This window comes from Desulfonatronum parangueonense (genome assembly GCF_054656975.1).
Window position 1 is genome coordinate 584,162 of record NZ_BAAHXH010000003.1, and the last position, 24,991, is coordinate 609,152.

The 24,991-nt window shown below is 59.2% G+C and carries 20 protein-coding genes and 1 CRISPR repeat array; of the genes, 18 read left to right on the top strand and 2 right to left on the bottom strand.

Annotation, left to right across the window (positions count from 1 at the left end; genetic code table 11):
- Positions 1-30: 30 nt before the first annotated feature.
- On the bottom strand, positions 31-246 hold the full coding sequence (locus tag ACYQ15_RS03080) for a hypothetical protein (RefSeq protein WP_459936058.1): 216 nt from the start codon (positions 244-246) through the stop codon (positions 31-33).
- A 68-nt stretch (positions 247-314) separates the two neighbouring features.
- Here ACYQ15_RS03080 and cas3 point away from each other — a divergent pair, with 68 nt between their 5' ends.
- The 11 genes from cas3 to ACYQ15_RS03135 all read left to right on the top strand — a co-directional run bounded on the left by cas3 (position 315) and on the right by ACYQ15_RS03135 (position 16,408).
- Entirely contained in the window at positions 315-2,498 is a 2,184-nt protein-coding gene (cas3, locus tag ACYQ15_RS03085) for a CRISPR-associated helicase Cas3' (RefSeq protein ID WP_459936059.1), read from the top strand.
- 157 nt (positions 2,499-2,655) lie between these two features.
- Positions 2,656-3,339: a type I-C CRISPR-associated protein Cas5c gene (cas5c, locus tag ACYQ15_RS03090; RefSeq protein ID WP_459936060.1), complete on the top strand. Its 684-nt coding sequence runs from the start codon at positions 2,656-2,658 to the stop codon at positions 3,337-3,339.
- Positions 3,336-5,129, top strand: coding sequence for a type I-C CRISPR-associated protein Cas8c/Csd1 (cas8c, locus tag ACYQ15_RS03095; RefSeq protein ID WP_459936061.1), 1,794 nt, complete (start codon positions 3,336-3,338; stop codon positions 5,127-5,129). Before cas5c ends, cas8c begins: the two co-directional genes overlap by 4 nt.
- Before the next feature lie 11 nt (positions 5,130-5,140).
- On the top strand, positions 5,141-6,232 hold the full coding sequence (gene cas7c, locus ACYQ15_RS03100; protein WP_459936062.1) for a type I-C CRISPR-associated protein Cas7/Csd2: 1,092 nt from the start codon (positions 5,141-5,143) through the stop codon (positions 6,230-6,232).
- Positions 6,233-6,289: 57 nt separating this feature from the next.
- Positions 6,290-6,916 carry a CRISPR-associated protein Cas4 gene (gene cas4 / locus ACYQ15_RS03105; protein ID WP_459936063.1) on the top strand — a complete coding sequence of 209 codons (627 nt, stop codon included), beginning with the start codon at positions 6,290-6,292 and terminating at the stop codon, positions 6,914-6,916.
- Positions 6,913-7,950, top strand: a complete 1,038-nt coding sequence (gene cas1c, locus ACYQ15_RS03110) for a type I-C CRISPR-associated endonuclease Cas1c (protein WP_459936064.1) — start codon at positions 6,913-6,915, stop codon at positions 7,948-7,950. Before cas4 ends, cas1c begins: the two co-directional genes overlap by 4 nt.
- A gap of 6 nt (positions 7,951-7,956) precedes the next feature.
- Complete coding sequence (cas2, locus tag ACYQ15_RS03115; RefSeq protein ID WP_459936065.1) at positions 7,957-8,250, top strand: CRISPR-associated endonuclease Cas2; 294 nt, start codon at positions 7,957-7,959, stop codon at positions 8,248-8,250.
- A 179-nt stretch (positions 8,251-8,429) separates the two neighbouring features.
- A CRISPR array of direct repeats spans positions 8,430-10,117; the repeat unit is 37 nt; unit sequence GTAGCGCCCGCCCTTCGGGGTGGGCGAGGATTGAAAC.
- 219 nt (positions 10,118-10,336) lie between these two features.
- Positions 10,337-10,552 carry a hypothetical protein gene (locus tag ACYQ15_RS03120; protein WP_459936066.1) on the top strand — a complete coding sequence of 72 codons (216 nt, stop codon included), beginning with the start codon at positions 10,337-10,339 and terminating at the stop codon, positions 10,550-10,552.
- Between the two features lie 31 nt (positions 10,553-10,583).
- Positions 10,584-12,188 carry an ATP-binding protein gene (locus ACYQ15_RS03125; RefSeq protein WP_459936067.1) on the top strand — a complete coding sequence of 535 codons (1,605 nt, stop codon included), beginning with the start codon at positions 10,584-10,586 and terminating at the stop codon, positions 12,186-12,188.
- Positions 12,189-12,503: 315 nt separating this feature from the next.
- Positions 12,504-14,204, top strand: a complete 1,701-nt coding sequence (ade, locus tag ACYQ15_RS03130; protein ID WP_459939543.1) for an adenine deaminase — start codon at positions 12,504-12,506, stop codon at positions 14,202-14,204.
- A 281-nt stretch (positions 14,205-14,485) separates the two neighbouring features.
- On the top strand, positions 14,486-16,408 hold the full coding sequence (locus ACYQ15_RS03135) for an ATP-binding protein (protein ID WP_459936068.1): 1,923 nt from the start codon (positions 14,486-14,488) through the stop codon (positions 16,406-16,408).
- Between the two features lie 651 nt (positions 16,409-17,059).
- On the opposite strand, the gene ACYQ15_RS03140 is transcribed toward ACYQ15_RS03135, so the two are convergent.
- Positions 17,060-18,997 (bottom strand): molybdopterin biosynthesis protein, encoded by a 1,938-nt coding sequence (locus ACYQ15_RS03140; RefSeq protein ID WP_459936069.1) that lies wholly within the window; start codon positions 18,995-18,997, stop codon positions 17,060-17,062.
- Positions 18,998-19,221: 224 nt separating this feature from the next.
- Here ACYQ15_RS03140 and ACYQ15_RS03145 point away from each other — a divergent pair, with 224 nt between their 5' ends.
- The 7 genes from ACYQ15_RS03145 (at position 19,222) to ACYQ15_RS03175 (ending at position 24,437) form a co-directional block, all read left to right on the top strand.
- Complete coding sequence (locus ACYQ15_RS03145) at positions 19,222-20,145, top strand: substrate-binding domain-containing protein (protein ID WP_459936070.1); 924 nt, start codon at positions 19,222-19,224, stop codon at positions 20,143-20,145.
- Positions 20,146-20,876: 731 nt separating this feature from the next.
- Entirely contained in the window at positions 20,877-21,578 is a 702-nt protein-coding gene (locus ACYQ15_RS03150) for an ABC transporter permease (RefSeq protein WP_459936071.1), read from the top strand.
- The gene (locus tag ACYQ15_RS03155) at positions 21,575-22,591 is read left to right on the top strand and encodes an ABC transporter ATP-binding protein (RefSeq protein WP_459936072.1); all 1,017 of its coding nucleotides are present in this window, start codon (positions 21,575-21,577) and stop codon (positions 22,589-22,591) included. The genes ACYQ15_RS03150 and ACYQ15_RS03155 overlap by 4 nt, the downstream gene beginning before the upstream one ends.
- A gap of 53 nt (positions 22,592-22,644) precedes the next feature.
- Entirely contained in the window at positions 22,645-22,884 is a 240-nt protein-coding gene (locus ACYQ15_RS03160) for a substrate-binding domain-containing protein (RefSeq protein ID WP_459936073.1), read from the top strand.
- Positions 22,885-23,376: 492 nt separating this feature from the next.
- Positions 23,377-23,712: a hypothetical protein gene (locus tag ACYQ15_RS03165; RefSeq protein ID WP_459936074.1), complete on the top strand. Its 336-nt coding sequence runs from the start codon at positions 23,377-23,379 to the stop codon at positions 23,710-23,712.
- A 75-nt stretch (positions 23,713-23,787) separates the two neighbouring features.
- On the top strand, positions 23,788-24,144 hold the full coding sequence (locus ACYQ15_RS03170; protein ID WP_459936075.1) for a type II toxin-antitoxin system ParD family antitoxin: 357 nt from the start codon (positions 23,788-23,790) through the stop codon (positions 24,142-24,144).
- Positions 24,141-24,437 (top strand): type II toxin-antitoxin system RelE/ParE family toxin, encoded by a 297-nt coding sequence (locus ACYQ15_RS03175; RefSeq protein ID WP_459936076.1) that lies wholly within the window; start codon positions 24,141-24,143, stop codon positions 24,435-24,437. The genes ACYQ15_RS03170 and ACYQ15_RS03175 overlap by 4 nt, the downstream gene beginning before the upstream one ends.
- Positions 24,438-24,991: the final 554 nt, after the last annotated feature.

Here is a 24,991-nt window from a genome sequence, read left to right on the forward strand (position 1 = left end):
GGGTCATGCGCCTTGAGCCACGTTGCCGGCTCACCAGTCCCTTCTGGCCAGATGCGCGAAGTAGTTAAACATCTCCGGGTGGCTTTCAAACACGGGCAGGGCCATCTCTAGTGACGCGCGGATCACGTCCGAGCGCTGGGCGTCCAGACTGTTGCAAAGAGCCAGAATTCTACGCAGTGACTGGTCCGTGGTCACGAAGTTGACCCGCAGTTTTTCCGGTCGCGAGGCAATGGAAAAACGAGGCACGTATCGCCGGGATGCGCATGGATGTCACCCATAAATCATCTGCATAAAGGACTCGGGGGGAGTTGCGAGTGCAATCACGGAATCAAGATTTGCTTTTGGCCCATGCCGACGAAGACGGTCGTACTCACGATCTGCAAGCCCACCTTCTGGACACCGCAACCCTGGCGGAGGGTTTTGCGGACGCATTCGGTTGTCCCGGCTGGGGGCGGCTTGCCGGGTTGTGGCATGACATCGGGAAGAGTTCCTTCGAATTTCAGAACTATCTGCTGAACAACGGCGGGCGGACAGACCATTCAACAGCCGGGGCGATTCATGCCGTGGACCAACTGGGAATCCACGGTCGCGTGCTGGCGTATCTCATTGCCGGCCATCATGCCGGTCTGCCGGACTGGCAGGGGGATGCCGAACCCCTATCGACCCTGGTTCGTCGCCTGAATAAACGCGAATTGCTGGAGCGCCTGCCGGTTCTTCCGTCTGCCATCCTGGATGCCCAGCGGCCCCAGGACCGTCCACCGCGTCCAGCCACCAGACTGGCGGCCTCCCTGTGGTTGCGGATGCTTTTTTCCTGTCTGGTTGATGCGGACTTTTTGGACACCGAGGCTTTTTTCGACCAGGACAAAGCGAAGCAGCGCGGCCGCTTTGCATCCATGGCCGAGCTGCTGGAGCGCTTTACCGTCTTCATGCGCAATCTGGAAGACAAGGCGCCGGATACGCCGGTGAACCGCAAGCGCCGCGAAATCGCAGCCCAGTGCATGCTCAAGGCTGAATTCCCCCAAGGCTTTTTCTCGCTGACCGTCCCCACGGGCGGAGGCAAAACTCTGGCGACCATGGTCTTCGCCCTCCGTCATGCTTGCCGCCATGGATTGCGCAGGGTCATCTACGTCATTCCGTACACCAGCATCATTGAACAGACTGCCGATTTGTTTCGTAAAATCTTCCCGGACAGCGTTGTGGAGCACCACAGCAACGTGGTCCTGGCCGACGACGCCCAGACAGGCCGGGAAGGCTATGCTTTGCAGCTTGCCGCGGAGAACTGGGATGCGCCGATCATCGTGACCACGTCGGTGCAATTCTTTGAGTCCCTGTTTGCCAGCCGGACAAGTCGCTGCCGCAAGCTGCACAACATCGTCAACAGCGTTGTGGTGCTGGACGAAGCGCAACTTTTACCGACGGAGCATCTGTCTCCGATTCTCGAAGCCCTTACCGAACTGCAGCAGGGGTATGGGGTTACGGTAATCTTTTCAACGGCCACCCAGCCTGCCTTTGACCCTCAGCCGGCTTATCAATTCAAGGGCATCGATCAGATCACCGAAATCATCGACGACCCGCCAGCCCTGGACCTGGCATTGCGTCGAACCAGCATCCGCAAGTTTCGCGACCTGGAACCGATTTCCTGGGACGAACTGGCCGCGGAAATCAACGCCCACGATTCTGCCCTGTGCATCGTCAACCGTCGCGACGATGCTCGTACGCTCTGGGAAATGATGCCGCCTGGCACGATCCATCTTTCTGCACTGATGTGCGGAATGCATCGCTCACGGGTGATTGGCGAAATCAAGGCCCGCCTGTCACGGCGCGAACCAACGCGGGTGATCAGCACGCAACTTGTGGAAGCCGGGGTGGACGTGGATTTTCCCGTTGTCTTCCGGGCCGCCTCGGGTTTGGATTCCATTGCCCAGGCCGCGGGGCGCTGCAACCGGGAGGGTTTGCGGGAAAGGGGTTTTGTGTACGTCTTCACGCCGCCGTCTCGTATTCCGGCAGGATATCTGCGCCAGGCCGCCGGCATCGGGATGCGGCTGTTGAACCAGCTTCAAGGTGACGTTCTGACCCAGAAGGATTTTACGGACTTTTTCCGGGAACTGTACTGGCTGAAAGGCGAGGGCTTGGACAGTCAGGATATTTTGAAACTGCTCGGAAATGATCGTGAAATGCGATTCAGCTTCCGCTCCGCGGCCGGAAGGTTCAAGATCATTGACGACTTGGCCCAGGCCGCGGTGATCGTTCAGTACGACAATTCGGAACTGCTGGACCGCCTGGAACGACGCGGGCCCGAACGTCTGTTGATGCGTCGGTTGCAACGGTACGTGGTGAACATCCCGCGCCGCAAGCACCTGAGTCTGATGGAGGCAGGTGCGATTCGGGAAGTCTATCCCGGCATCTTCATCCAGATTCAGAGCAACCTGTATCATCAGGAATTGGGCTTGTGTCCGGACCGTTCCTTGGTATACGAACCGGATGAATTGTTGTGCTGAATTGATGACAGAAGAACCTGAAAAGTATTTTGACAGAACGCAGTGATCAGCGACAAGTTGTTCGATGGTGTGAAGAGCCAATGTGTTGCATGTGGTTTGCGTGATGCATGGCTCGCTTCACAGGCATGTTGCACTGACTTCGCAAAGGAGAACGCGCATGGATCTGACATCCACCAAAAGCCGTTTGCTGCGGCTCAAAGTCTGGGGCGAGAATGCCTGTTTCACACGCCCGGAGATGAAAGTGGAAAGGGTCTCCTACGACGTGATGACCCCTTCAGCGGCCCGCGGGATTTTAGAGGCCATACTCTGGAAACCGGCCCTGCGCTGGTATGTCCGACAGATCGACGTGCTGCGGCCGATCCGCTGGGAATCGGTACGCCGCAACGAGGTGGGCGGAACCATGTCGCCCCGCACGGACGGGTTTGCCGTCGAGGACAAACGTCAGCAACGGGCGGGCTTGTTCCTGCGGGACGTGGCCTACACCATTCATGCCTGGTTCGAGTTGGTCGCTCCGCCGGACGAGCGAAACTCGGCCATCAAGTTCCAGGAAATGTTCCTGCATCGGGCGGGGAAAGGGAAATGCTTCCATCGTCCGTACCTTGGCTGCCGCGAATTCGCAGCCCACTTCGAGCTGATCCCGCATGACCATCCCGTCCCCGAGCCCATCGCTGAAACCAGGGATCTTGGCTTCATGCTCTACGACATGTTCCACGACAACAGCCGGGACGTGGACCATGTCCATACCTGCCACGAGGGCTGCCGACCAGCCTTCTTCAGGGGCAGACTGGATAACGGCCAACTTATGGTTCCCGCGGTGGACAGCGAGGAGGTGCGGCGATGATCTTGCAAGAGTTGCATCGGTTGTATCAGCGGCAAAAGGAAGATTTGCCTCCTGAAGGTTTTGAGCGCAAGGGCATTCCATTTCTTATCGTCATCAACCCTGACGGCACATTTGCCGACTTGATGGACACCCGCGCCGGCGCGGCCAGGAATGCCCCGGTTCGGCAATTTCTCGTGCCCAAGGAAAGCGGCCGGGTTGGCAAGAACGCATGGAAAGCAACGAATCTGTTTTGGGACCATTACGGTTACGTCCTGGGCTGGCCCAAATCCGAGGATAAGGCTGACCAGGAGATGGCCAAAAAGCAAAATCAGGTTTTTATCGCCGCGATTCAAAAATTTCTGAATGACATCCCGGACAATGCCAGCGTCCAGGCAGTAGCCGGCTTTTTTGAGCGGGACGAGAAAGAACGTGTCTTTCAGCACCCGCTTTGGAGCGAATGCCGTAAGATTCCAGGATGCAATCTGAGTTTCATGATCTCAGGCCGCAACTGCCTTGTTTGTGAAGAGGAGGATATTCAAAAATTTCTCGCCAACCAGCACAGAGAAGGGAATGAAGATGCGGATACATCCGATGGGTTGCGGAATATTTGCATGCTGACGGGTGAACATGACCAGATTGAAAGATTGCACCCCCGTACGCCAATTGTCGGAGCCCAAAGCACTTCGAAAATTGTTTCTTTTCAGACAGGGATGGGCTTCGATTCCTATGGCCGGGAGCAGAGTTTCAATGCGCCAACGGGAAAACGGGCCGTTTTTGAATACGCAACGGCACTCAATGCTTTGCTGGCCAAGAACTCTCGCCAAAAATTAATGGTCGGGCCGGATACCGTCGTCTTCTGGGCCGAACAGCAAAATCCGCTGGAAGACGTCTTTGCCGACTTGTTCGGCGAGCCGGCCAAGGAGAATCCGGAGCAGATGGCCAATGCCATCCGGGCCTTGTATGCCGGGCCCAGGGCAGGCGCTCCGCCTTTGGCCGAGGATCTGACCCGTTTTTTCGTATTGGGCCTGGCCCCCAATGTGGCCCGCATCGCCATACGGTTCTGGCACGCCGGAACCGTGGGCCAGACCGCGCGGCATATCCAACAGCATTTTGACGACTGCGCCATGGTCCACGGACCGCATCAGCCGGAGCATCTTTCCCTTTTCCGGCTGCTGATCTGCACGGCGGCCCTGGGCAAGTCCGAAAACATCCCGCCCAGCATGGCCGGCGAAATGATGAAGGCCATCCTCTCCGGCACCCCCTATCCCCAGACCCTACTGGCCGCTGCCGTACGCCGCTGCAGGGCCGAACGGGAAATCACATATCCTCGCGCCGCGATCATCAAGGCCGTTCTGGCGCGTCTCACCCGATATTACGCACCATCCACAAAGGAGGTCGGCATGGTCCTGGATCCCACCAACATCAACATCGGCTACCGCCTGGGCCGACTATTCGCCGTACTGGAAAAAATCCAGGAAGAGGCCAATCCGGGCATCAATGCGACCATCCGCGACCGGTTCTACGGCGCGGCATCCGGGACGCCGGTCTCGGCATTTCCCCAGCTCTTGAAGCTGAAGAACCACCACCTGTCAAAACTGGAGAATCGGAGACGGGCCGCAGGCCTGGAGAAGCAACTCGGGGAGATCATGGACGGAATCCAGGATTTTCCAACGCATTTGAGCATGCGGGATCAGGGCCGGTTTGCCGTGGGTTATTATCACCAGCGCCAAAATTTCTTCAAAAAAGTCATCAAGGACAACATCCAGGAAAACGGCACCAGCCTCACCACCGACACGACCGAAGCGCCATAGGAGGCAGCAGCATGGAAAACATCGCCAAACGCTACGACTTCGTACTGTTTTTTGACGTCAAGGACGGCAATCCCAACGGCGACCCGGACGCCGGCAACCTGCCGCGCATTGATCCGGAATCAGGGCATGGCCTGGTTACGGACGTCTGCCTGAAGCGCAAGGTGCGCAACTACGTCCAGCTGGCCAAGGAATTCCGGCCGCCTTACAACATCTATGTTCGGGAAAAGGCGGTGCTGGGGCAGGCTCATTTCAAGGCCTTCAAGGAGTTGGGCATCCAGCTTGGCGAAGAATCCCGGCAGGAAATTGCCCAGGAAATTTTTGACTGGCTGGAAGACAATGGGACGCCTGACGGGGTATCCACGGATACGGACGTGGAGACCAACGCCACGATGCTGGTTGTGGCCGCGGACGCGGACAAGAAGGAGGTCAACGAGTGGATCAAGGAAGCCAAGCCGCCCAAGGACGTGAAAACCGCCTTGACCAATGCCCTCAAGGGGGCCAAGTCCCGCAAGCCCAGCAGTACCGAAGTGGAAAAGGGCAAGGGCAAAATGTGCGAGGATTACTACGATGTGCGGACCTTCGGGGCCGTGATGTCCCTGAAGTCCGCGCCAAACTGCGGTCAGGTCCGCGGTCCGGTGCAATTGACCTTTGCCCGCAGTGTGGATCCCATCGTGCCGCTGGAGCACAGCATCACCAGGATGGCCGTGGCCACAGAGGCTGAAGCGGAAAAGCAGCAGGGCGACAACCGGACCATGGGCCGCAAGTACACCGTGCCCTATGCCCTGTACCGCTGCCACGGCTACATCTCCGCACCGTTGGCCAAACAGACCGGATTCAGTGAAGCGGATTTGACCCTTTTCTGGGACGCCTTGAAGAGCATGTTCGAGCACGACCGTTCGGCGGCCCGAGGCCAGATGGCCACGCGCAAGCTGATCGTCTTCGAGCACGAAAGCCCCATGGGCAACGCTCCGGCCCATGTTCTGTTCGACATGGTCCAGGCTGCCCGGAGCGAAGGCCCGGCTCGGGACTTCGATCCCGCCCGGATTACCATTCCTTCCCAGGCGGACATGCCCGAAGGCGTCACCCTCGACGTGATGCTCTAACCCGCTCCAACCACCCCCCGGTTCGGTTGCCGGACCGGGGGCAAACCGGGTTTTCTCATGCTGCCGTCGCTTCCCCCGGACCCTGTCCTCATCTCTGCTCTGGAGCACTACGCCTACTGCCCCCGGCAGTGCGCATTGATCCACCTGGAGCAGGTCTGGGACGAGAACATCTACACCATGCGCGGCCACGCCGTGCATGAACGGGTGGATGAAGATTCCTCCCACCTTCTGGAAGGCGTCCGCCTGGAACGCGCCCTGCCGCTCTGGTCCGTCCGGCTGGGGCTGGTCGGACAGGCGGATCTGGTGGAGTTCCACGGGCCGACGCCCTATCCGGTGGAATACAAATCGGGTCGACAGCGCCAGGGCAGGCCGGAAACAATTCAACTCTGCGCCCAGGCCATCTGCCTGGAAGAGATGACCGGAGAGCCCGTCCACGCCGGAGCCCTGTTCTGGCACGGCTCCCGTAAACGGGTGCAAATCGAGTTGACCGAGTCCATGCGCCGGGACGTGGAAACCATCACCGCGGCGGTTCGAACCATGCTAGCCGGCGACACGCTTCCGAAACCGGTCAACGACAAGCGGTGCCGGGATTGTTCCCTGCGCGGCTCCTGCATGCCGGAAATCGTGGCGGACAAAACCCGCGGGCGCAAGATGCACAAGGATCTCTTCACGGAGAAAGAATGAAGCAGTTCCTGAATACCCTCTATGTCTTGACCCAGGGATCCTACGTCCGCCTGGACCATGAAACAGTGGTGATCGAAGTGGAAGGCAAGACCTCCAGGCAGGTTCCCTTGCATCACCTTGGCGGCATCGTGATCATGGGCAACGTGATGATCAGCCCGTTTCTCATGGCCAAATGCGCCGAGGACGGCCGCGCCGTGGTCATCCTGGATCGCAACGGTCGGTTCAAGGCCCGCGTGGTGGGCAAGACCACCGGCAATGTCCTGTTGCGGTTGGCCCAGTTCACGGCCATGCGGGACAAGGAACACAGCGCCGCCATTGCCAGGGCCATGATCGCCGGCAAGATCAGGAACAGCAGGGAAATCGTGATGCGCTGCGCCCGGGAATGTCTTTCTGAGCAGGAACGGACAGCACTCGCCAGAGCCGGGCAAAGCTTGAAGGATACCCTGCGTCATGTCCCGGACTGCGACGATCTTGATCGGCTGCGCGGATTTGAGGGTGAAGCCGCCAACACCTACTTTGCCGTTCTGGAGATCATGGTCCGGGAAGATCAGCGGGACACCTTCCGCTTCCAGTCCCGCAATCGCCGCCCGCCGCGTGACCGGATGAATGCCCTGCTGTCCTTTCTCTACACCCTCTTGCTGAGCGATTGCGTCTCCGGCCTGGAAGGCGTCGGCCTGGACAGTCAGGTAGGATTCCTGCATGTCCCACGTCCCGGCCGCCCCTCCCTCGGTCTGGACCTGATGGAGGAATTGCGTCCCGTTCTTGGCGACCGGCTGGCCCTGACCCTGATCAACCGCAAGCAGATCACCGGTCAACACTTCGAGCACCGCACCGGCGGCGCGGTCTATCTCAACGAGGCAGGGCGTAAAGAGGTCATCGGCGCCTACCAGCGACGCAAACAGGATGAGTTTCAGCATCCCTTGCTGCGCGAAAAAACCCCTTTCGGCCTTGTTCCGCACATCCAGGCACGCTTGCTTGCCAGGCATCTGCGGGGCGACCTGGAGGCCTATACGCCAGTGCTTTACGGAGGATAGACAGCCATGTGGATTGTGGTCTGCTACGATGTGAACACGGAAACTCCTGCCGGTCGTCGCCGATTGCGACGGGTGGCTCAGGTCTGCGTCAATTTCGGACAGCGTGTTCAGAAATCGGTTTTTGAGTGCCAGGTCACGGACGTGCAATACGAAAAACTCAAACGCAGTCTGCTCAAGGAAATCGACAAGGAGGAGGATAACCTGATGATCTACAGGCTGACTGAGCCTCGGGACAACCACGTTGAGATGTACGGCCTGGCCAGCATCACCAAATTCGCTGAAGATACCCTCATCGTTTAAGCCGCGAACCCCATGCACCATCGTTTTCCCAGGGAGGTTCGCGGATGTGGCAACCCATGAAAACAACACAACAAATACAAGGACTCCCCGAGTTGAAACGCCCTGCTCAGGCCACACACGGCATATTCGCGGAAACTACCATGCAATATGCCGGAAATGTTGGCGAAAAATCGCCGATGGTAGCGCCCGCCCTTCGGGGTGGGCGAGGATTGAAACGAGTTCGAGGGCTGTTTCTTGGGTCAGTGGCAAGGTAGCGCCCGCCCTTCGGGGTGGGCGAGGATTGAAACGTCGAGTGCTTTGATGATGTATGCGCCCCCGGCAGTAGCGCCCGCCCTTCGGGGTGGGCGAGGATTGAAACGGTTCGTCCAAACCGGCAGCGGCGGCGTATGGCGTGTAGCGCCCGCCCTTCGGGGTGGGCGAGGATTGAAACTTCGCCTACGAGGTAGGACATCCCGCGTGCTACGTAGCGCCCGCCCTTCGGGGTGGGCGAGGATTGAAACATTCTTCACCTCTGGCTTTTAACAGTGTTCTCGCGTAGCGCCCGCCCTTCGGGGTGGGCGAGGATTGAAACCTATGTTGTCCCACCCGCCTGTATCGTCCTTGCAGGTAGCGCCCGCCCTTCGGGGTGGGCGAGGATTGAAACACTTGCAATCCCGGTTGCTGGCATGCTCGGAACTGTAGCGCCCGCCCTTCGGGGTGGGCGAGGATTGAAACTCGCTCTGTGCATTGCGCTTGACCAATCAGGATAGGTAGCGCCCGCCCTTCGGGGTGGGCGAGGATTGAAACTTGTGCGGTGACTCGTTACCGACGCTGTGGTTGTGTGTAGCGCCCGCCCTTCGGGGTGGGCGAGGATTGAAACACCTTTATGGATTTGCGCCCCGCCGGTTGGCGTATGTAGCGCCCGCCCTTCGGGGTGGGCGAGGATTGAAACCGAGCTAGCCGCTCGGTTGCGATGTGCTACGCAAGTAGCGCCCGCCCTTCGGGGTGGGCGAGGATTGAAACCCCTTGGTTATGGTTGTTTGCCGTTGCGTTGAATGTAGCGCCCGCCCTTCGGGGTGGGCGAGGATTGAAACAGCCATGTGGGGGCGCAGATACTCGCGATGTGGATTGTAGCGCCCGCCCTTCGGGGTGGGCGAGGATTGAAACAATGTAGCCAGCGAACATTGCATCAGTCCACTGGGTAGCGCCCGCCCTTCGGGGTGGGCGAGGATTGAAACAAACGCAAAGGTTCGTACAACAACGGGCAACTTGTAGCGCCCGCCCTTCGGGGTGGGCGAGGATTGAAACACACTGTCGGGCGGCATGGGCGACAGGCAAGTCATCGGGTAGCGCCCGCCCTTCGGGGTGGGCGAGGATTGAAACCGGGATTTCGGTGTAGCCCAGGCCGTGGAGGGCTCGTAGCGCCCGCCCTTCGGGGTGGGCGAGGATTGAAACGTGTAGATCCGTGCTGGATATTCTTATCTGTATGAGTAGCGCCCGCCCTTCGGGGTGGGCGAGGATTGAAACAATTTCACGGCGTACCAAATCCCGATTGCCTAGATGTAGCGCCCGCCCTTCGGGGTGGGCGAGGATTGAAACCCATACCCGTTGCCATTCACGAGCAGCGGCTTCTTGTAGCGCCCGCCCTTCGGGGTGGGCGAGGATTGAAACAAGGCCGTGGGTACTGCTTTCGCCGGTGCATTCAGCGTAGCGCCCGCCCTTCGGGGTGGGCGAGGATTGAAACCTTGATAGCTGCATCTTGATACCGTCGCTGTCTTTGCGTAGCGCCCGCCCTTCGGGGTGGGCGAGGATTGAAACGATAAGATATTGCGTCACTGCGTCAACCCTTCCGTAGCGCCCGCCCTTCGGGGTGGGCGAGGATTGAAACAATCATGGACGGGTCTCCTGAAACGATCTTTGATGCCGAAAGGCGTTGAGGGGAAATCAGGCGTCAGGTCTTGTATTTTGATTTCCTGCGAAATAAGCCATGGATACATGGCAGACCACTTCGAATTGAATTTCCTGGTGCCCTTTGTCATGTGACTGCTCGGAAGAATGCCTTGCCCAATTCGGGGATGATCGGAAGAAGGCGCAACAGGAGTAACGAATGTTCGTTTTGAGGGGACGAGTCTCCCCCGGAGTCACAACCGCGGGATCGATCATGGTTTGGGATTGCGGACATGGTCGCTTCCAGGTAATCCTGGATCATCATTCGGTTACACCTTCAGCCTGCCGGTATCCCGCCATGTCCGACGTCACCCTCGCTTTCGACAGCCGTCCCGGATTTGGACAGGATGATTATCTGACGCAAATCCTGGTTTGAGACTGGAGATGAGAGAACGCCAAGGAGCCGCATGGAAAAATTCTTCAACACTTCAGGCCCCGTTGACCCGGCTGAACATTACTCCCTGCCCCCGCTGCACCGCGTGGATTGGGAAGACGTCAATCACCTGATCTGGACCAAACGCTATTTCGTTCTCCACGCCCCGCGCCAGACCGGCAAGACGAGCACGCTTTTGGCCATGATGGCCGAGTTGAACGCCGAAGGCCGGTTCGCCTGCGCCTATGCCAATATCGAGGGGGCGCAGGCGGCCCGTGGTGACGAGACCAAGGGCATTCCAACAGTGTGCAGCGCCATTGCCGGAGCAATCCGACTTCGCCTCGACCAACCCGAGGTATTTTCATGGCTGGGCTCCACGGGCAAGGATCAACCCGTCAACGATCTCTTGCGTCAGATGCTGGAGTATTGGTCGCAAATCTCGCCCAGGCCCGTGGTTTTGCTCCTGGACGAGGTGGACGCCCTGGTGGGGGACACGCTGATCTCGCTGTTGCGTCAGATTCGGGCCGGGTACGATCAGCGTCCGGCGGCCTTTCCCCAGAGCATCATTCTCTGCGGCGTGCGGGACGTGCGCGATTATCGAATGCATGGCACGGGGGAAGAGATCATCACCGGCGGCAGCGCCTTCAACATCAAGGCAAAATCTTTGCGCATGGGCAACTTCATTCAGGAGGAAGCGTTGGCTTTGTGGCGGCAGCACACCGAAGCCACGGGCCAGGCATTCGCTCCGGAGATTTTCGACGAGCTGTGGCTGGACACCAGGGGCCAACCCTGGCTGGTCAACGCCCTGGGATACGAAGTCACCTGGGAAGATCGTAAAGCCCGGGACCGGACCCGGTCCATCTCCCTGGAGGATTATCGGGCCGCCCGGGAGCGGCTGATCCTGTCCCGGGCCACGCACCTGGACCAGCTCGCGGACAAGCTCAAGGAACCGAGGGTGCGCAAGGTGGTCGCGGCCCTGCTGTCCACGGAGCACACCGAATTGCAATTGCCCGACGACGATTTGCAGTACGTCGAAGATCTGGGGCTGATCCGCATTCGCCCTCAACTGGCCATCAGCAATCGCATCTACCAGGAGATCATCCCCCGCGAGCTGACCTGGACCACTCAGGCCATGATCGCCAACCAGGAGCTGGCCTGGTACATGGGACCGGATCGTCGAATGGATATGCGGAAGCTGCTGGCCGCGTTCCAGCAGTTTTTCCGCGAGAACGGCGAGAGCTGGGTGGAGCGCTTCGAGTACAAGGAGGCCGGCCCGCAACTGCTGCTGCAGGCCTTTTTGCAGCGCGTCCTCAACGGCGGCGGTCGGCTGAACCGGGAATTCGGCCTGGGCCGTCGGCGCACCGACCTGTTTCTGGAATGGCCCATCGAAGAAGCCGCGGGCTTTTTCGGCCCTGTGCAGCGGGTGGTCATCGAGCTGAAACTGCTCCATGCCCGGAGAAGTCTGGAATCCACATTGGCCGAGGGCCTGGAGCAGACCGCGGACTACGCGGACAAGGTCGGGGCCGATGAGGCCCACCTGGTCATCTTCCACCGGGATCCTGGGATCAGCTGGGAAGAGCGGATCTGGAACCGGCGGGAGCGGTCCGGGAAACGGGATATTGATGTGTGGGGGTGTTGAGTGCGGTCGACGATGCGTTCGCACCGCAACGTCACCATTCGTCCTCGGCCTTCTTGACAAGATGCGCAAAATACTTCGGATCAACCGGACTCACGTTTGACCACGTCTATTCTCAGCGGTCGATTGTCGCGCATCTCGGCCTTTTTTACAGTATTGTCAGCAGAATCATCAAAAAAGAATGAAACACATCAAAAGCAAGACTTGACCCCGCAATGCATCAACTGCCTCTCGCATGCGCCTGAAAATGACTTCGACAACCAGGGGCTGAAACAAATACAGATCAACCGACTCAAGAAAAAGGATCTTGCCTTGTCCATGGAACAGCAACAGACAATGATCGCGGCGGCCAGGGGCCATAGCCCGGCGGATCTCCTGATCACCAACGTTCGGCTGGTGAACACCCTTTCCGGCGAGATCCACCCGGCCAACGTCGCGGTCCGTGACGGCGTGGTCCTGGGTTTTGAGGATTATCCGGCCCGCAAGGTCGTGAACGGCGGCGGCGCCTATGTCTGCCCCGGGTTCATCGAGGCGCACATCCACATCGAATCCACTCTGCTCGCGCCGCCGGTCTTTGCCGAGGTCGCGGCGGCCAGGGGCACGGCGGCGGTGGTCTGCGATCCGCATGAAATCGCCAATGTTCTTGGGGTGGAGGGGATCGAGTATTTTCTCGAATCAACAAGAAAGCTGCCCGTATCCATCTTCTGCATGCTCTCGTCCTGCGTTCCGGCAACGCATCTGGAAAACGCCGGGGCCAGGATCGGCGCGGTGGAGATGCGGGCTCTTTTGGAGAAGCATCCAGGCCGGTTCCCCGGCCTGGGCGAAATGATGAATTTCCCCGGTGTGATCCACGGTGATCCGGACGTACTGGCCAAGCTGGACCTGGCCAGGGATCTGGTCATCGACGGACATGCCCCCGGACTCACGGGCATGGACTTGAACGCCTATATTGTGGCCGGACCGGGCAGCGACCATGAATGCGTACAGTTGGAGGAAGCCCGGGAAAAACTGCGCAAGGGCATGCACGTAATGATCCGGCAGGGTACATCCGAACATAACATTGACGAGCTGCTGCCCCTGGTCACGGACAGCAACTGGCCCAACTTCTCTCTCGTTTCCGACGACCGCCATCCCGGTGATCTGTCCAGGCTGGGTCACCTGGACGACAATCTGCGCCGGGCCGTGCAACTGGGGCTCGATCCGGTCCGGGCCGTGCAGATGGTGACCATCAATCCGGCCCGCTATTTCGGCCTGCAGCGCAGGGGAGTGATAGCGCCGGGCTACCGGGCCGATCTGGTTCTGGTGGAGGATTTGCGGGACTTCCGGATCAGGGATGTCTATCTGGGCGGCATGGCCCTGGATGATTGTTCCTTCGCCGCCGAGACAGCATTGCCCGGCAACTCCATGCACATCCGGAATCTGGACGAGCACTCCTTCGCCGTTCCCGCGGCCGGCGCAACGGCCCGGGTCGTGGAGATCGTCCCCGGACAGATCGTGACCAAAGCCGCTTTGGGACGGCCTGCGATCCGCAGCGGCCTGGCCCTGGCCGACCCGTCCGCCGACCTGGCCAAGCTGGCCGTGATCGAGCGTCACCGGGCAACGGGGAACATCGGCCTGGGGTTCGTGCGCGGGCTGGGGTTGCAACGTGGAGCACTGGCTTCCACCGTGGCCCACGACTCGCATAACCTGATCATCGCCGGGATCAGCGACGCGGACATGCTGGCCGCGGCCCGCGCGGCACAGCGCATGGGCGGAGGTCTGGTGGCGGTTCTGGACGGCAATGTCCTGGCCTCCCTGCCCCTGCCCGTGGCTGGACTGATGAGTGACATCCCCCTGAACGAGGTGGTCGCGGCCATGGAAAAACTTTCCGCGGCATGTGAAACCATGGGCCTGACCCATGCCAACCCCTTCATGATCCTCTCCTTCCTGGCCCTGCCGGTTATTCCGGAACTGAAGCTGACGGACAAGGGGCTGGTGGACGTGAACCGCTTCGAGCTGGTGGGGCTATGGGTTGATTGAATCATTCCCCAGGCGGAAGCGGTTTTTTCTCATCTTGACGTCAGGAAATTGAACGGACTTCCAGTTTCGAGGCCACGCTCCAGACGCCCAAGGTGGACTTCCAGGACAAGCAAGACTTCGGCATGCTCGCGGAGATCCTCCGCCATCCGGTCCCGTTGCCCGGTCCGTGAGTCACCTCTATGCCGCGGTCCTCGCGGAGGAGGCAGTAAAGACGCTTCCGACACCGGAGGCTTCAGAGGCTCCGGAAAAACCGCCTGAAATCCGGCCGCTCCAGCCCGACAATGTCCTGCATGTTCGGCTTGTTCCAGCTGTCCTACGGCTACTCCTCCAAGAACGAGGCCTTCTCCAGGCCCGAGGTCCTTCCGGATCTGGTCGCCCGGGGCGTACTTGTCAGCTATGTGGCCGTGACCCGGATGTCGAGGTGGTTGGTCATGCGGGGCTGTTGCGGCCGGAGCCCGTGCCAATGGCCAAGATGGCTCTTTGGGTGGTTTCTTCGGCGCATCGGGGCCGCGGCCTGCGAAAGGGGTGTTTTCTTGCTCTCAGGTTGGAATGTCTCTACATTTCCAGATGCGGGAATCGTTCATAACCAGGGAGCCAGCATGGAGAAATTCTTCAATACTTCCGGGCCGATCAAGCCCGAACACCACTATAACATCCCCCCCCTGCAGCGACTGGAATGGGACGAGATCGCGCACCTGATCCGCACGGAGCGTTATTTCGTCCTCCATGCCCCGCGCCAGACCGGCAAGACGAGTACGCTTTTGGCCATGATGGCCGAGTTGAACGCCGAGGGCCGGTTTGCCTGCGCCTACGCGAACATCGAGGGGGCCCAGGCGGCTCGGGGGGATGTGGGCGAGGGGATTCCGGCGGTGTGCAGCGCCATTGCACGGGGCGTACACAACCACCTGGGCGATGAGCGTATCAAGGACTGGTTTGATGGAGAGGGCCGGAACAGGGTGGCCCATGACCAGCTCACGAGCCTCCTGGAGCATTGGTCCAAAATTTCGTCCAAGCCCGTGGTTCTGCTTTTGGACGAGGTGGACTCCCTGGTGGGCAATACCCTGATTTCCCTGCTGCGCCAGATCCGGGCCGGGTATGATCAGCGCCCCGCGGCTTTTCCCCAGAGCGTGATCCTTTGCGGGGTGCGGGATGTGCGCGATTATCGGATGCACCAGGCAGGGGAAGAGGTGGTCACCGGCGGCAGCGCCTTCAACATCAAGGCCAAGTCCCTGCGCATGGGCAACTTCATTGAGGAGGAGGTCCGGGCCTTGTGGCATCAGCATACCGCCGCCACGGGCCAGGCATTTGCCCTCGCAATTTTTGACGAACTCTGGCTGGATACACTTGGCCAGCCGTGGCTGGTCAACGCCCTGGGCCATGAGGTGACCTGGGAAAACCGGAAAGCCCGTGACCGGACCCGGCCCATCACCCTGGAGGACTATCGGGCCGGGCGGGAGCGGCTGATCCTCTCCCGGGCCACGCACCTGGATCAGTTGGCGGACAAGCTCAAGGAACCCCGTGTCCGGGCGGTGGTCGCGGCCCTGTTGTCCGCGGAGCAGACCGAGATGCAGATGCCTGTTGATGACTTGCTGTACGTGGAGGATCTTGGACTGATCCGCATTCGCCCCCAGCTTGCCATCAGCAATCGCATTTACCAGGAGATCATCCCCCGTGAACTGACCTGGACCACCCAGGCCATGATCGCCAACCAGGAGCTGGCCTGGTACCTGGGACCGGATCGTCGAATGGACATGCGGAAGCTGCTGGCAGCGTTCCAGCAGTTTTTTCGCGAGAACGGCGAGAGCTGGGTGGAGCGCTTCGAGTACAAGGAGGCCGGCCCGCAACTCTTGCTCCAGGCCTTCCTGCAGCGCGTCCTCAACGGTGGCGGTCGGCTGAACCGGGAATTCGGGCTGGGCCGTCGCCGCACGGACCTGTTCCTGGAATGGCCCGTGGATAAAGCCGCGGGCTTTTTCGGCCCTGTGCAGCGGGTGGTCATCGAACTGAAACTGCTCCATGCCCGGAGAAGCCTGGAATCCACATTGGCCGAAGGCCTGGAGCAGACCGCGGACTACGCGGACAAGGTCGGCGCCGGGGAGGCCCATCTGGTCTTCTTCCATCGGGATCCGGAGATGGGCTGGGAAGAGCGGATCTGGCAGCGGAGGGAGCAGCATGGGAAGTGGGAGATCATGGTTTGGGGATGCTGAGGGGCGATGACTCGGGGCCGATCTGCAGGGATGCTGCTGGATGGAAGGGATGTTGGAATGCTGGGATGCTGGAATGCTGGGATGCTGGGTGTGTTGTTCCCACGCTCCAGCGTGGGAACGGGGTGTCGGGCGCTCCTTCGTCCTCAAGGCACGGAGCGCTGGAGCGCCCAGGGTTGCGTTCCCATGCTGGAGCGTGGGAACGATCAATGGACAAAAGTTTCGGTAACTACTCAGCTCATCCGAGAAAAATCGGACTGGATACCGGCCTTCGCCGGTATGACTTAACTGGAAAGGACGTGGCATGATACGTCATTCCGGCGAAAGCCGGAATCCAGCTCTGGCGAGTGACCACAAAATATGTGCTGAATAGGTAACTACTCAATAACTCCGGGCAGTGAATCCTAGAAAAAACACCTGGACCCCGGCCTGCGCCGGGGTGACGACCGAGAGAACTCGCTTTCGAAGTACTCCACTCCGTCATACCGGCGCAGGCCGGTATCCAGGCAGAACGGATCCGCGGTGGTTGGTTGCCCTGCCTTATTGAGCAGTTACCTGAATAGTTACAAGTTTCGTTCCAATGAGGTTGGATTTCTGTATCATCCCCGTCAGAAGAACGGTCACCCGCGGGAGGGAGCAGGGTGTGGTCGTCGTTCACCCCAAGCCTTGCCCCGGCGTCATCTCCTTCCCCGTCAAGTCCGTATCATAACCTCCCAGGTTGCGGATCTTCGTCTGCAAAGCCTCTGAACGGATCAGTTCCAGGATCGTGGTGATTTTTGGATCATCGGACCACTGCCTGGGAATGATCAGGTCGTAGCGTTCCCGGGCCAGAGGGACGAAGTCCAGGTTCAGGGCGCGGGCCGCGGCGAAGATGCCCAGACCGCAGTCTGCGGCGCCGCTGAGCACGTTCACGGCCACGGCCATGTGCGTGTACTCTTCTTTGGCATAGCCGTTCACCGCGTCCGGAGCGATGCCGGCCTGCTTGAGGTGGTGGTCCAGCAGGATTCGCGTGCCTGCCCCGCGCTGGCGGTTGATGAAGGTCAGGTCAGGCCGGGGCAGGTCTTCGACGCCCTTGATGTTTTTGGGATTGCCCTTGGCCACGATCAGCCCCTGGTGGCGAATGGCCAGGTTGATCACCAGCAGGTCCAGCCCAGGGAGGTATTTGGCCAGGAACGGGAAGTTGTAGTCCGCGGTTTCCGGGTCGAAGAGATGGCAACCGGCCAGATGCGCCGCGCCGTTGCGCAGGGCGGTCAGCCCGCCCATGCTGCCCACATGGGTGGAGGCCAGTCGGTACGGCTCGGCTAGGCCCATGAGTTCGTTGGTCAGCAGGTCCAGGGTATTGTCGTGGCTGCCCACGGAAACGATGGTCCGCTCCAGTTCGGCTTCCGGGGTCAGCAGTTCGGCCTCCACCGTGGCCCCGGCCTCCACGCCTTCGCTGTGCATGGGGATGCGGGCAATGCCCTGGGCCTTGGTCAGGGTGGTGATCATCCCGGCACCGCGGGCCAGGGGGGTGGCCACCCATTTCTCGCCCACCCGCCCGATGGCCAGACGCATGAATTCCTGGACTCCCAGCTTCGAGGGCGCCTTGCGGGTCAGCTCGACCTCGATCCTGGGCCGTGATCCGGGATCGCGACGGCCCAGCCACGCGGCCAGGGGCCGAACCAGTTCCTCGAAACAGATCACCGCGCTGACCGGATATCCGGGCGCGCCCACCAGCAGCCTGCCCCGAGCCTCGCCCAGCAGGGAAGGCTTGCCGGGCATGGCCGCGATGCCGTGGACCAGGACTTGGCCGGCACGCTCCATGACCGTGCGGGTGAAATCCTTGGAGCCCGCGGAAGAGCCGGCGCCGATGACCACGATGTGTGCTTCACTCAGGGCCTTGTTCACGGCCGATTCCAGCGCTTCCAGTTCGTCGCGCACCGGCGGAACGCGTTTGACCACACACCCCCAGGACGCCCCCAGAGCCGTGAAGACTTGGGAGTTGCTCTCCACCACCTGTCCGGGCTTTGGTTCCGGCCTAGTTGAGAAATCCAGGACTTCGTCGCCGGTAGGAATAATGGCGATCCGGATCCGCTCCCAGACTTCGATTTCCCACATCCCCGCACTGAGCAAGGCGCCGACGTCGTAGGGCGTGATCTGGTGATTCTGGGGCAGCAGGAGTTCCGTGGCCACGATGTCCTCGCCGATCCGTCGGACATGCTGCCAGGGAAAAGCCGGGGCCTCGACGGCAATCGTTTGCTCGTCCAGTTGAACCACCTGCTCGATCATGATGACGGCATTGGTTCCCTCGGGCATGGCATGACCGGTGTTCACCGGCCAATACTCCTTGTTCAGCTTCAGTTCCAGGGGGCGACCTTCACGGGCCGTGAAGGTCGTTTCCGCGTTCACGGCCACGCCATCCATGGCCGCGCTGTGATGCGTGGGGCTGGAATACCGGGAATAAACCGGCGCCGCCGTTACCCGGCCCACGGCTTCATGTGATGGAATGGTCTCCCTGAGAACCAGTGCGTCGCGGTCCAGGGCTTGCCTGGCCTTGGCCACGGCTTCGGGAATGGGGATGGTGGTCAGATAGATGGAACGCTGGAAGGACATGAAAACTCCGTGGGAGTACAAAGGTTCGAGAATTTTATAGTGGCAGAAAAGATGAATAGTGCAAGTTTGACGTTAACTCAAGAATAATATGGAGGCTGTTTGTTTTGGTTTGAATAGGTTTATTCCGGTAATTTTGATTTGCTATTATTTTTATCTTGACGATAGGCAACCTCAGTGGTTATGCACGCCTATCAATAGCATGAAAGGTCAAGAGAGGATTTGACATGAAGAACTTGCTGTCGACCAAAGAAGTTGCCCAACTGCTCGATGTGAATGAAAAGATGGTCTACGGCCTGATAGCCGAAAAAGGTCTTCCGGCCACAAAGGTTACCGGGAAGTGGCTTTTTCCGAAGCACCTTGTGGAGCAATGGATCGAGAATTCCACCCAGAACTATCCAGCTCCGGGTTCTCCCTTGCCGCCGTATCACGGGTTGTTGATCGTGGCCGGCAGCGATGATCCGCTTTTGGAGCGGGTTCTGAACCTGTTCAACAAGACCTTTCCGAAGCATCTCGCGGTCTACGGCAATGTCGGCAGTTTCGGGGGACTCAAGGCCCTGCGCAACAATCTGTGCCACATGGCGTCCAGCCATCTGATCCAGGCGGATGACGGAGACTTCAATTTCCAGTTCGCCGAGGAGGAACTGTCCGCGCCACCGGCGGTGATCAACTTCTGCTTCCGGGAGCAGGGCCTGATCCTGGCCAAGGGCAATCCTCTGAACATTCGCTCCGTGGCCGACCTTGGACGCAAGGAAATCCGGGTGGTCAACCGCCCCCTGACCACAGGGACGCGCCTGCTCTTCGATCAGCACCTGGAAAAGGCGAACGTGGCCGCGGAAACCATGGTCGGCTACGGCAACGAGGTGCATCGTCACCTGGATGTCGGGCTGGAGGTGCTGGCCGGGCGGGCGGATGTGGGGCCGGGGATCAGGGCCGTGGCCGGAATCCTGGAACTGGACTTTCTGCCGCTGGGCCGGGAACGGTTCGACCTGCTGATTTCCCGGGAGCGTTTTTTCGACAAGGGAGTGCAACAGTTTCTGGGCCTGCTCCACGACGTGGCATTCCAGCGACAGGCCGAGACCTTGACCGGATACGACGTCTCCCAGGCCGGAAGGACAATATTTCCCAAAGATCCGGAAAATGGTCAGTAACCAGGCTCTTCCGGTTCAACCATGCGTGTTGTCGCTTGGTAACTGTTCAGCAAAAATAGATAAAATCGAGAAAAAGATCTGGATAGCCATAGCGTCGGCGTTCGCCGGTATGACAGATTCGGAAACGGTTTTGTAACTGCTGTAACTACTCAATAACTCCGGGCAGTGACCATAGAAAAAACACCTGGACCCCGGCCTGCGCCGGGGTGACGACTGAGAGAACTCGCTTTCGAGGTACTCCACTCCGTCATACCGGCGCAGGCCGGTATCCAGGCAGCACGGATCCGCGGTGGTTGGTTGCCCTGCCTTATTGAGCAGTTACTAAACTGCTCAATAAACCGAGGCAAGCATGGTCTGGATGCCCGCCTTCGCTGGCATGACGTGCTTGGAAAAGCGTTCGCATTGAAGTCATTCCCGCGAAGGCGGGAATCCAGCTTCATGGTAGCGGGCAATCTGTGCCCGACATTTTTGAGCAGTTACCGGTTTTGCGACAACAAGTCATTCCCGCGAAGGCGGGAATCCAGTTGCCGATTGCAAGTTTTTGAACACTCACTTTGTCCTGCTCAAGCCCAGTAGTTGCTTGCATGAAATAACAAAGAGTTATCTTGCCGGTCGCTCTGTTGGTTGTTCAGGAAGTGTCGAACCTTGCCGCAATGGGCTGCGGCGGCCCCAGGTTGACTCCCAACTTTCAACTCCAATCACTGTTTACTGACTTCTGACTTCAAAATTCCATGGATTTCCTCACCCAAAGCATCATCGAAGCCTTCCGGATGATCTGGTCCCTGGACCCTGAGATGTACTTTATCGTCTACGTGTCCCTGTACGTCAGCTTTTTCTCCACGATCATCGCCTCCGTTCTCGGCGTGCCGCTGGGGTTTCTCATCGCCGTGAAAAAGTTCCGGGGCAAGCGGGCCGTGATCACGATTCTGAACACCATGCTGGCTCTGCCCACCGTGGTCATCGGATTGTTCGTCTACGCTTTTCTGTCCCGGCGGGGCATGCTCGGCCATCTGGGCCTGCTGTACACGCCCAAGGCCATCATCATCGGCCAGGTGATCCTGATTCTGCCCTGGGTGGCCACCTTCACCATGGCCGCGGTCAGTCGGATCGACGAGCGCTATCGACGCACGGCCCAGACCCTGGGCGCGAACGCTCTGCAGGCGGCCCTGGTCGTGGCCCGGGAAGCCCGGTTCGGCATTTTGGCCGCGATCATCGCCGCCTTTGGCCGGGTCATCGCGGAAATCGGCATTGCCATGATGCTCGGCGGAAACATCAAGGGGTTCACCCGAACCATGACCACGGCCATGGCCCTGGAACACAACAAGGGCGAGTTCGTCCTGGCCGTTGCCCTGGGCATTGTCCTGTTGACCGTGAGCCTGATCATGAACGTGGCCCTGCAACTGGTGCAGGGCAAGTACGGAGGCAACCGGTGAGCCTGTATTCGTTGAACAACGTGCGGCAGATCTTTGAAGGCCGAATCGTGCTGGATATTGATGCCCTGGAACTGGAGGCCGGCGCCAGCTACGCCCTGTTGGGGCCCAACGGCTCGGGCAAGACCACTTTGCTCCACGTTCTGGCTTTTCTGCAGCCGCCGGCAAATGGAGAGATCCTGTTCCAGGGCCGGCGGGTGGAGTGGCGCAACAGCGCCCTGACCGACCTGCGCCGGAAGGTTGTGCTCGTTGATCAGCATCCGATCATGTTTTCCTCCACGGTGCTCAAAAACGTGGAGTACGGCCCCCGGATGCGCGGCGAATCAGTCCGCGAGCGGCGAGCCATCGCCGAGCAGTGCCTGGAACGCGTGGGCATGTCCGCTTTTGCCCAGCGCCCTGCCCACCTGCTTTCCGGGGGAGAGACCCAGCGCGTGGCCATTGCCCGGGCCATGGCCTGCCGTCCCGAGGTGATGCTCTTCGACGAGCCCACGGCCAGCGTGGACGTGGAAAACCAGGCGGTCATCGACGGGGTGATTCGCGACCTGCGCAAGGAACAGGGAATTTCGATCATCTTCTCGACGCACAAGCGTCTGGAAGCAGCCAGACTGGCCGACGAAAAGATATTTCTGTTCGAGGGGAGACTCACGGGGCCGGGGGGCGAGAATCTGCTTTCCTGCGAAATAGTGCCGGGAGAGCGGGGAACAACCTGCGTGGTGGGAGACAACGTGGCCCTGCCCGTGCGAACGACACGCTTTGGGCCGGGGCGGGTCTTTATCAAACCCGATCTGATCAGACTCTTTCCCATGAATGGCAGCCCGGAAGAACCGGGTGGGCAAGGCCATGTCGGCGAGATATTGCAGATGACCGCGGAAGGGCCGAACATCAAGGTGCTCCTGGATATCGGCGTGCCCCTTCGAACCTTGCTCAGCAAGGACGAGGCCAGGCGCCTCGGCGTCATGGTCGGGGAAAAGGTGCGCGTGCTGGTTGATCCGGACGCATTGGAGCTGGCCGGATGAAGAGGGATTGTCGCCTTTTGCGTCATAATCAACTGAAGAGAGAGGTTACTGTTATGAAAATCAGGCAGGTTCTACTTTTTCTTGTGGCGGTCCTTCTTTTCGTCCCCATGCCGGTCAAGGCCGAGCAGGTCAATCTTTATGCCGCGGGCAGTCTGCGGGCGGCTCTGAGCGACGTGGCCAAGGCTTTCGAGGCCGCGACGGGAAATTCGGTGGCGACGGAATTCGGCCCGTCCGGATTGTTGCGCCAGCGCATCGAGCAGGGCGAGGAGGCTTTTGCCTCGCTCACGGGATAGTCCGGATCCCCCTCCACGTTGATCAGCTTGCCGTCCCGGACGTGCATCAGCACGTTGTTTTTGATGTCCTGTCAGAAAAAAACAAAAATTGTTATCACTATATCGAAACGATTTCCCTCCGAAAAATGGTCATGCAGCCTACGGAACTCGGAAAATCATGGATTTCGAGCTTATCGAAGGTTTTCGAGGACCATGGGCGGCCTTTGCCGGGAACGCGAGGCTCTGCACTCGCAGTTCTTGAAGAGCGGGTACGGAGCCCCGCGTTCCCGGGGGGTACGCTTCCAGGAGTTGCGTTTCCGATCCCGACCATGTCCGCCGCTGCCGAAAATTCACAGGTGATTCGGCGGTCACCAAGAATGATTGGGAAGCGGGAGTTGCGCTTGGCAGCGGCGGACATGGTCGGTCGCGGACATCTGATGTACGTATTTGTTAGCGCGCCTCCAGGGAGGTCAATTTTATTTTCTCTAAAATTTCAAGCACTTTGGCTCAGGTTTGCAGGAGCAGACGACCGCAGCGGCCCAGGTCCGACTTGCGGTCCGGACCACCCAAGATGTCTTCGCACAAAATACCGGGGGAATTCGCGCTAACGTGTTCCGTGAACCAGTCGGTCAGCTCAGCCAACATCAGGGGCAGGGCGGGGAAGGGGAAAAACTCGTCGGGTTGTTCCTGGCCTATCTGCGAACCAGACTGTCCAGGCTCCGCGGCATTTGTCCGGACACGCTCCGGCTGCACCTCAAGGAATGCGAATTCCGGTTCAATAACGCCCGAGCCGGTGGCTCGCTGAGCAGAAGGATCCTGGCGATTTTGCGGGAACGGCCGTTGGCGTGACGTGATGCGGGATGGAGATGGAAATATTGTCAGTGTGGGGTTGACCGAGGCCTTTCCGCTGGATAGCAGAAAGGGGTGGGAGATGAAATATCGACCTATTTTTATGGAATCTTGAAAAACAAACCAACCACAACCCAGAGCGGTTTCAACGATAAGGTGAGGACAATGATGGAAGTTAAACTCCACCCCAGTATGAGCCAATGGATCAACGAAAAAGTGAGCGCCGGCCTGTACAACAGTCCAAACGAACTGATTCTTGAGGGCTTACGTTTGCTGAAAGTTCAAGAAGAACAACGTTCAGCACTGACCGAGGATCTCCGGCGGGATATTCTTATCGGACTCAGACAACTCGATGCCGGTTGCTCTGAAATTTTTGACAATCAGGCGATCAAGATCATCAAGGCCAATGCGCGGTCAAGGTTCAGACCGTGACAGTCGCCTTCTCATTGCTGATTTCAACACAAGCCAAGGATGACTTGATTGACATCTGGCAGTTCATTGCTCTGGATTCCATTGAGATGGCCGACAAGTTTGTGGAGATGATCCACGAAAAGTGTCAAGGACTTTGCGTTGCTCCCGAAATGGGCAGAAGACGGGATGAATTGATCCCTGGATTGAGGTCCTTACCAATCAAAAAATACGTCGTCTATTACAGAGTTGTTGAGGATAAAGTCGAAATAGCGAGAATATTGAGCGCATACAGAGATCATGCTCTCCTTTTTTGAACTTCCCCAAAAAACTGTAAGACTTCACCCTTCAGATTTTCATCAACGATCTTTAACTGCTCAGCACACGTTATGTGATTTCCTCCGCAATCGGGGTCGGGGTCGGTATCGGAATCGGAATCGGTTTCGAGAACGTTGAGGTTCCCTCCGCACGGCTTCGCTTTCGATCCCGATGCCGATCCCGACCGCTTACTCATTCCCTGATGGTATCCAGGCCGCAGGTTCAGACAGCGAACCCGCCACGTCTCGGCCTTCGGCTCCAGGATGGTCAAGCCGACCAGTCCAGGTGAAGGCTGCTCGCGAAGGAGTGCCGTACCAGACTTATTGCGAGCTCGCTGCACAAGCTTGTGTCCGGGCGATTGAAAAGAAGTTGGGTAACTGTTTGCTTCGGGTGCGCCTTCGGCTTTTTTCGGCGTATGTCGCTATGGTATCCCAGGATGAAAACAAAGACTGGCTTGGAGGCATGGTTGCACAGGGAGTGATCTTCCCGAAAGGGAAGATTTCGTTGCATTGAACGGACAGAAAAGGTATTTCATCCCGAACGGGAAGAATTG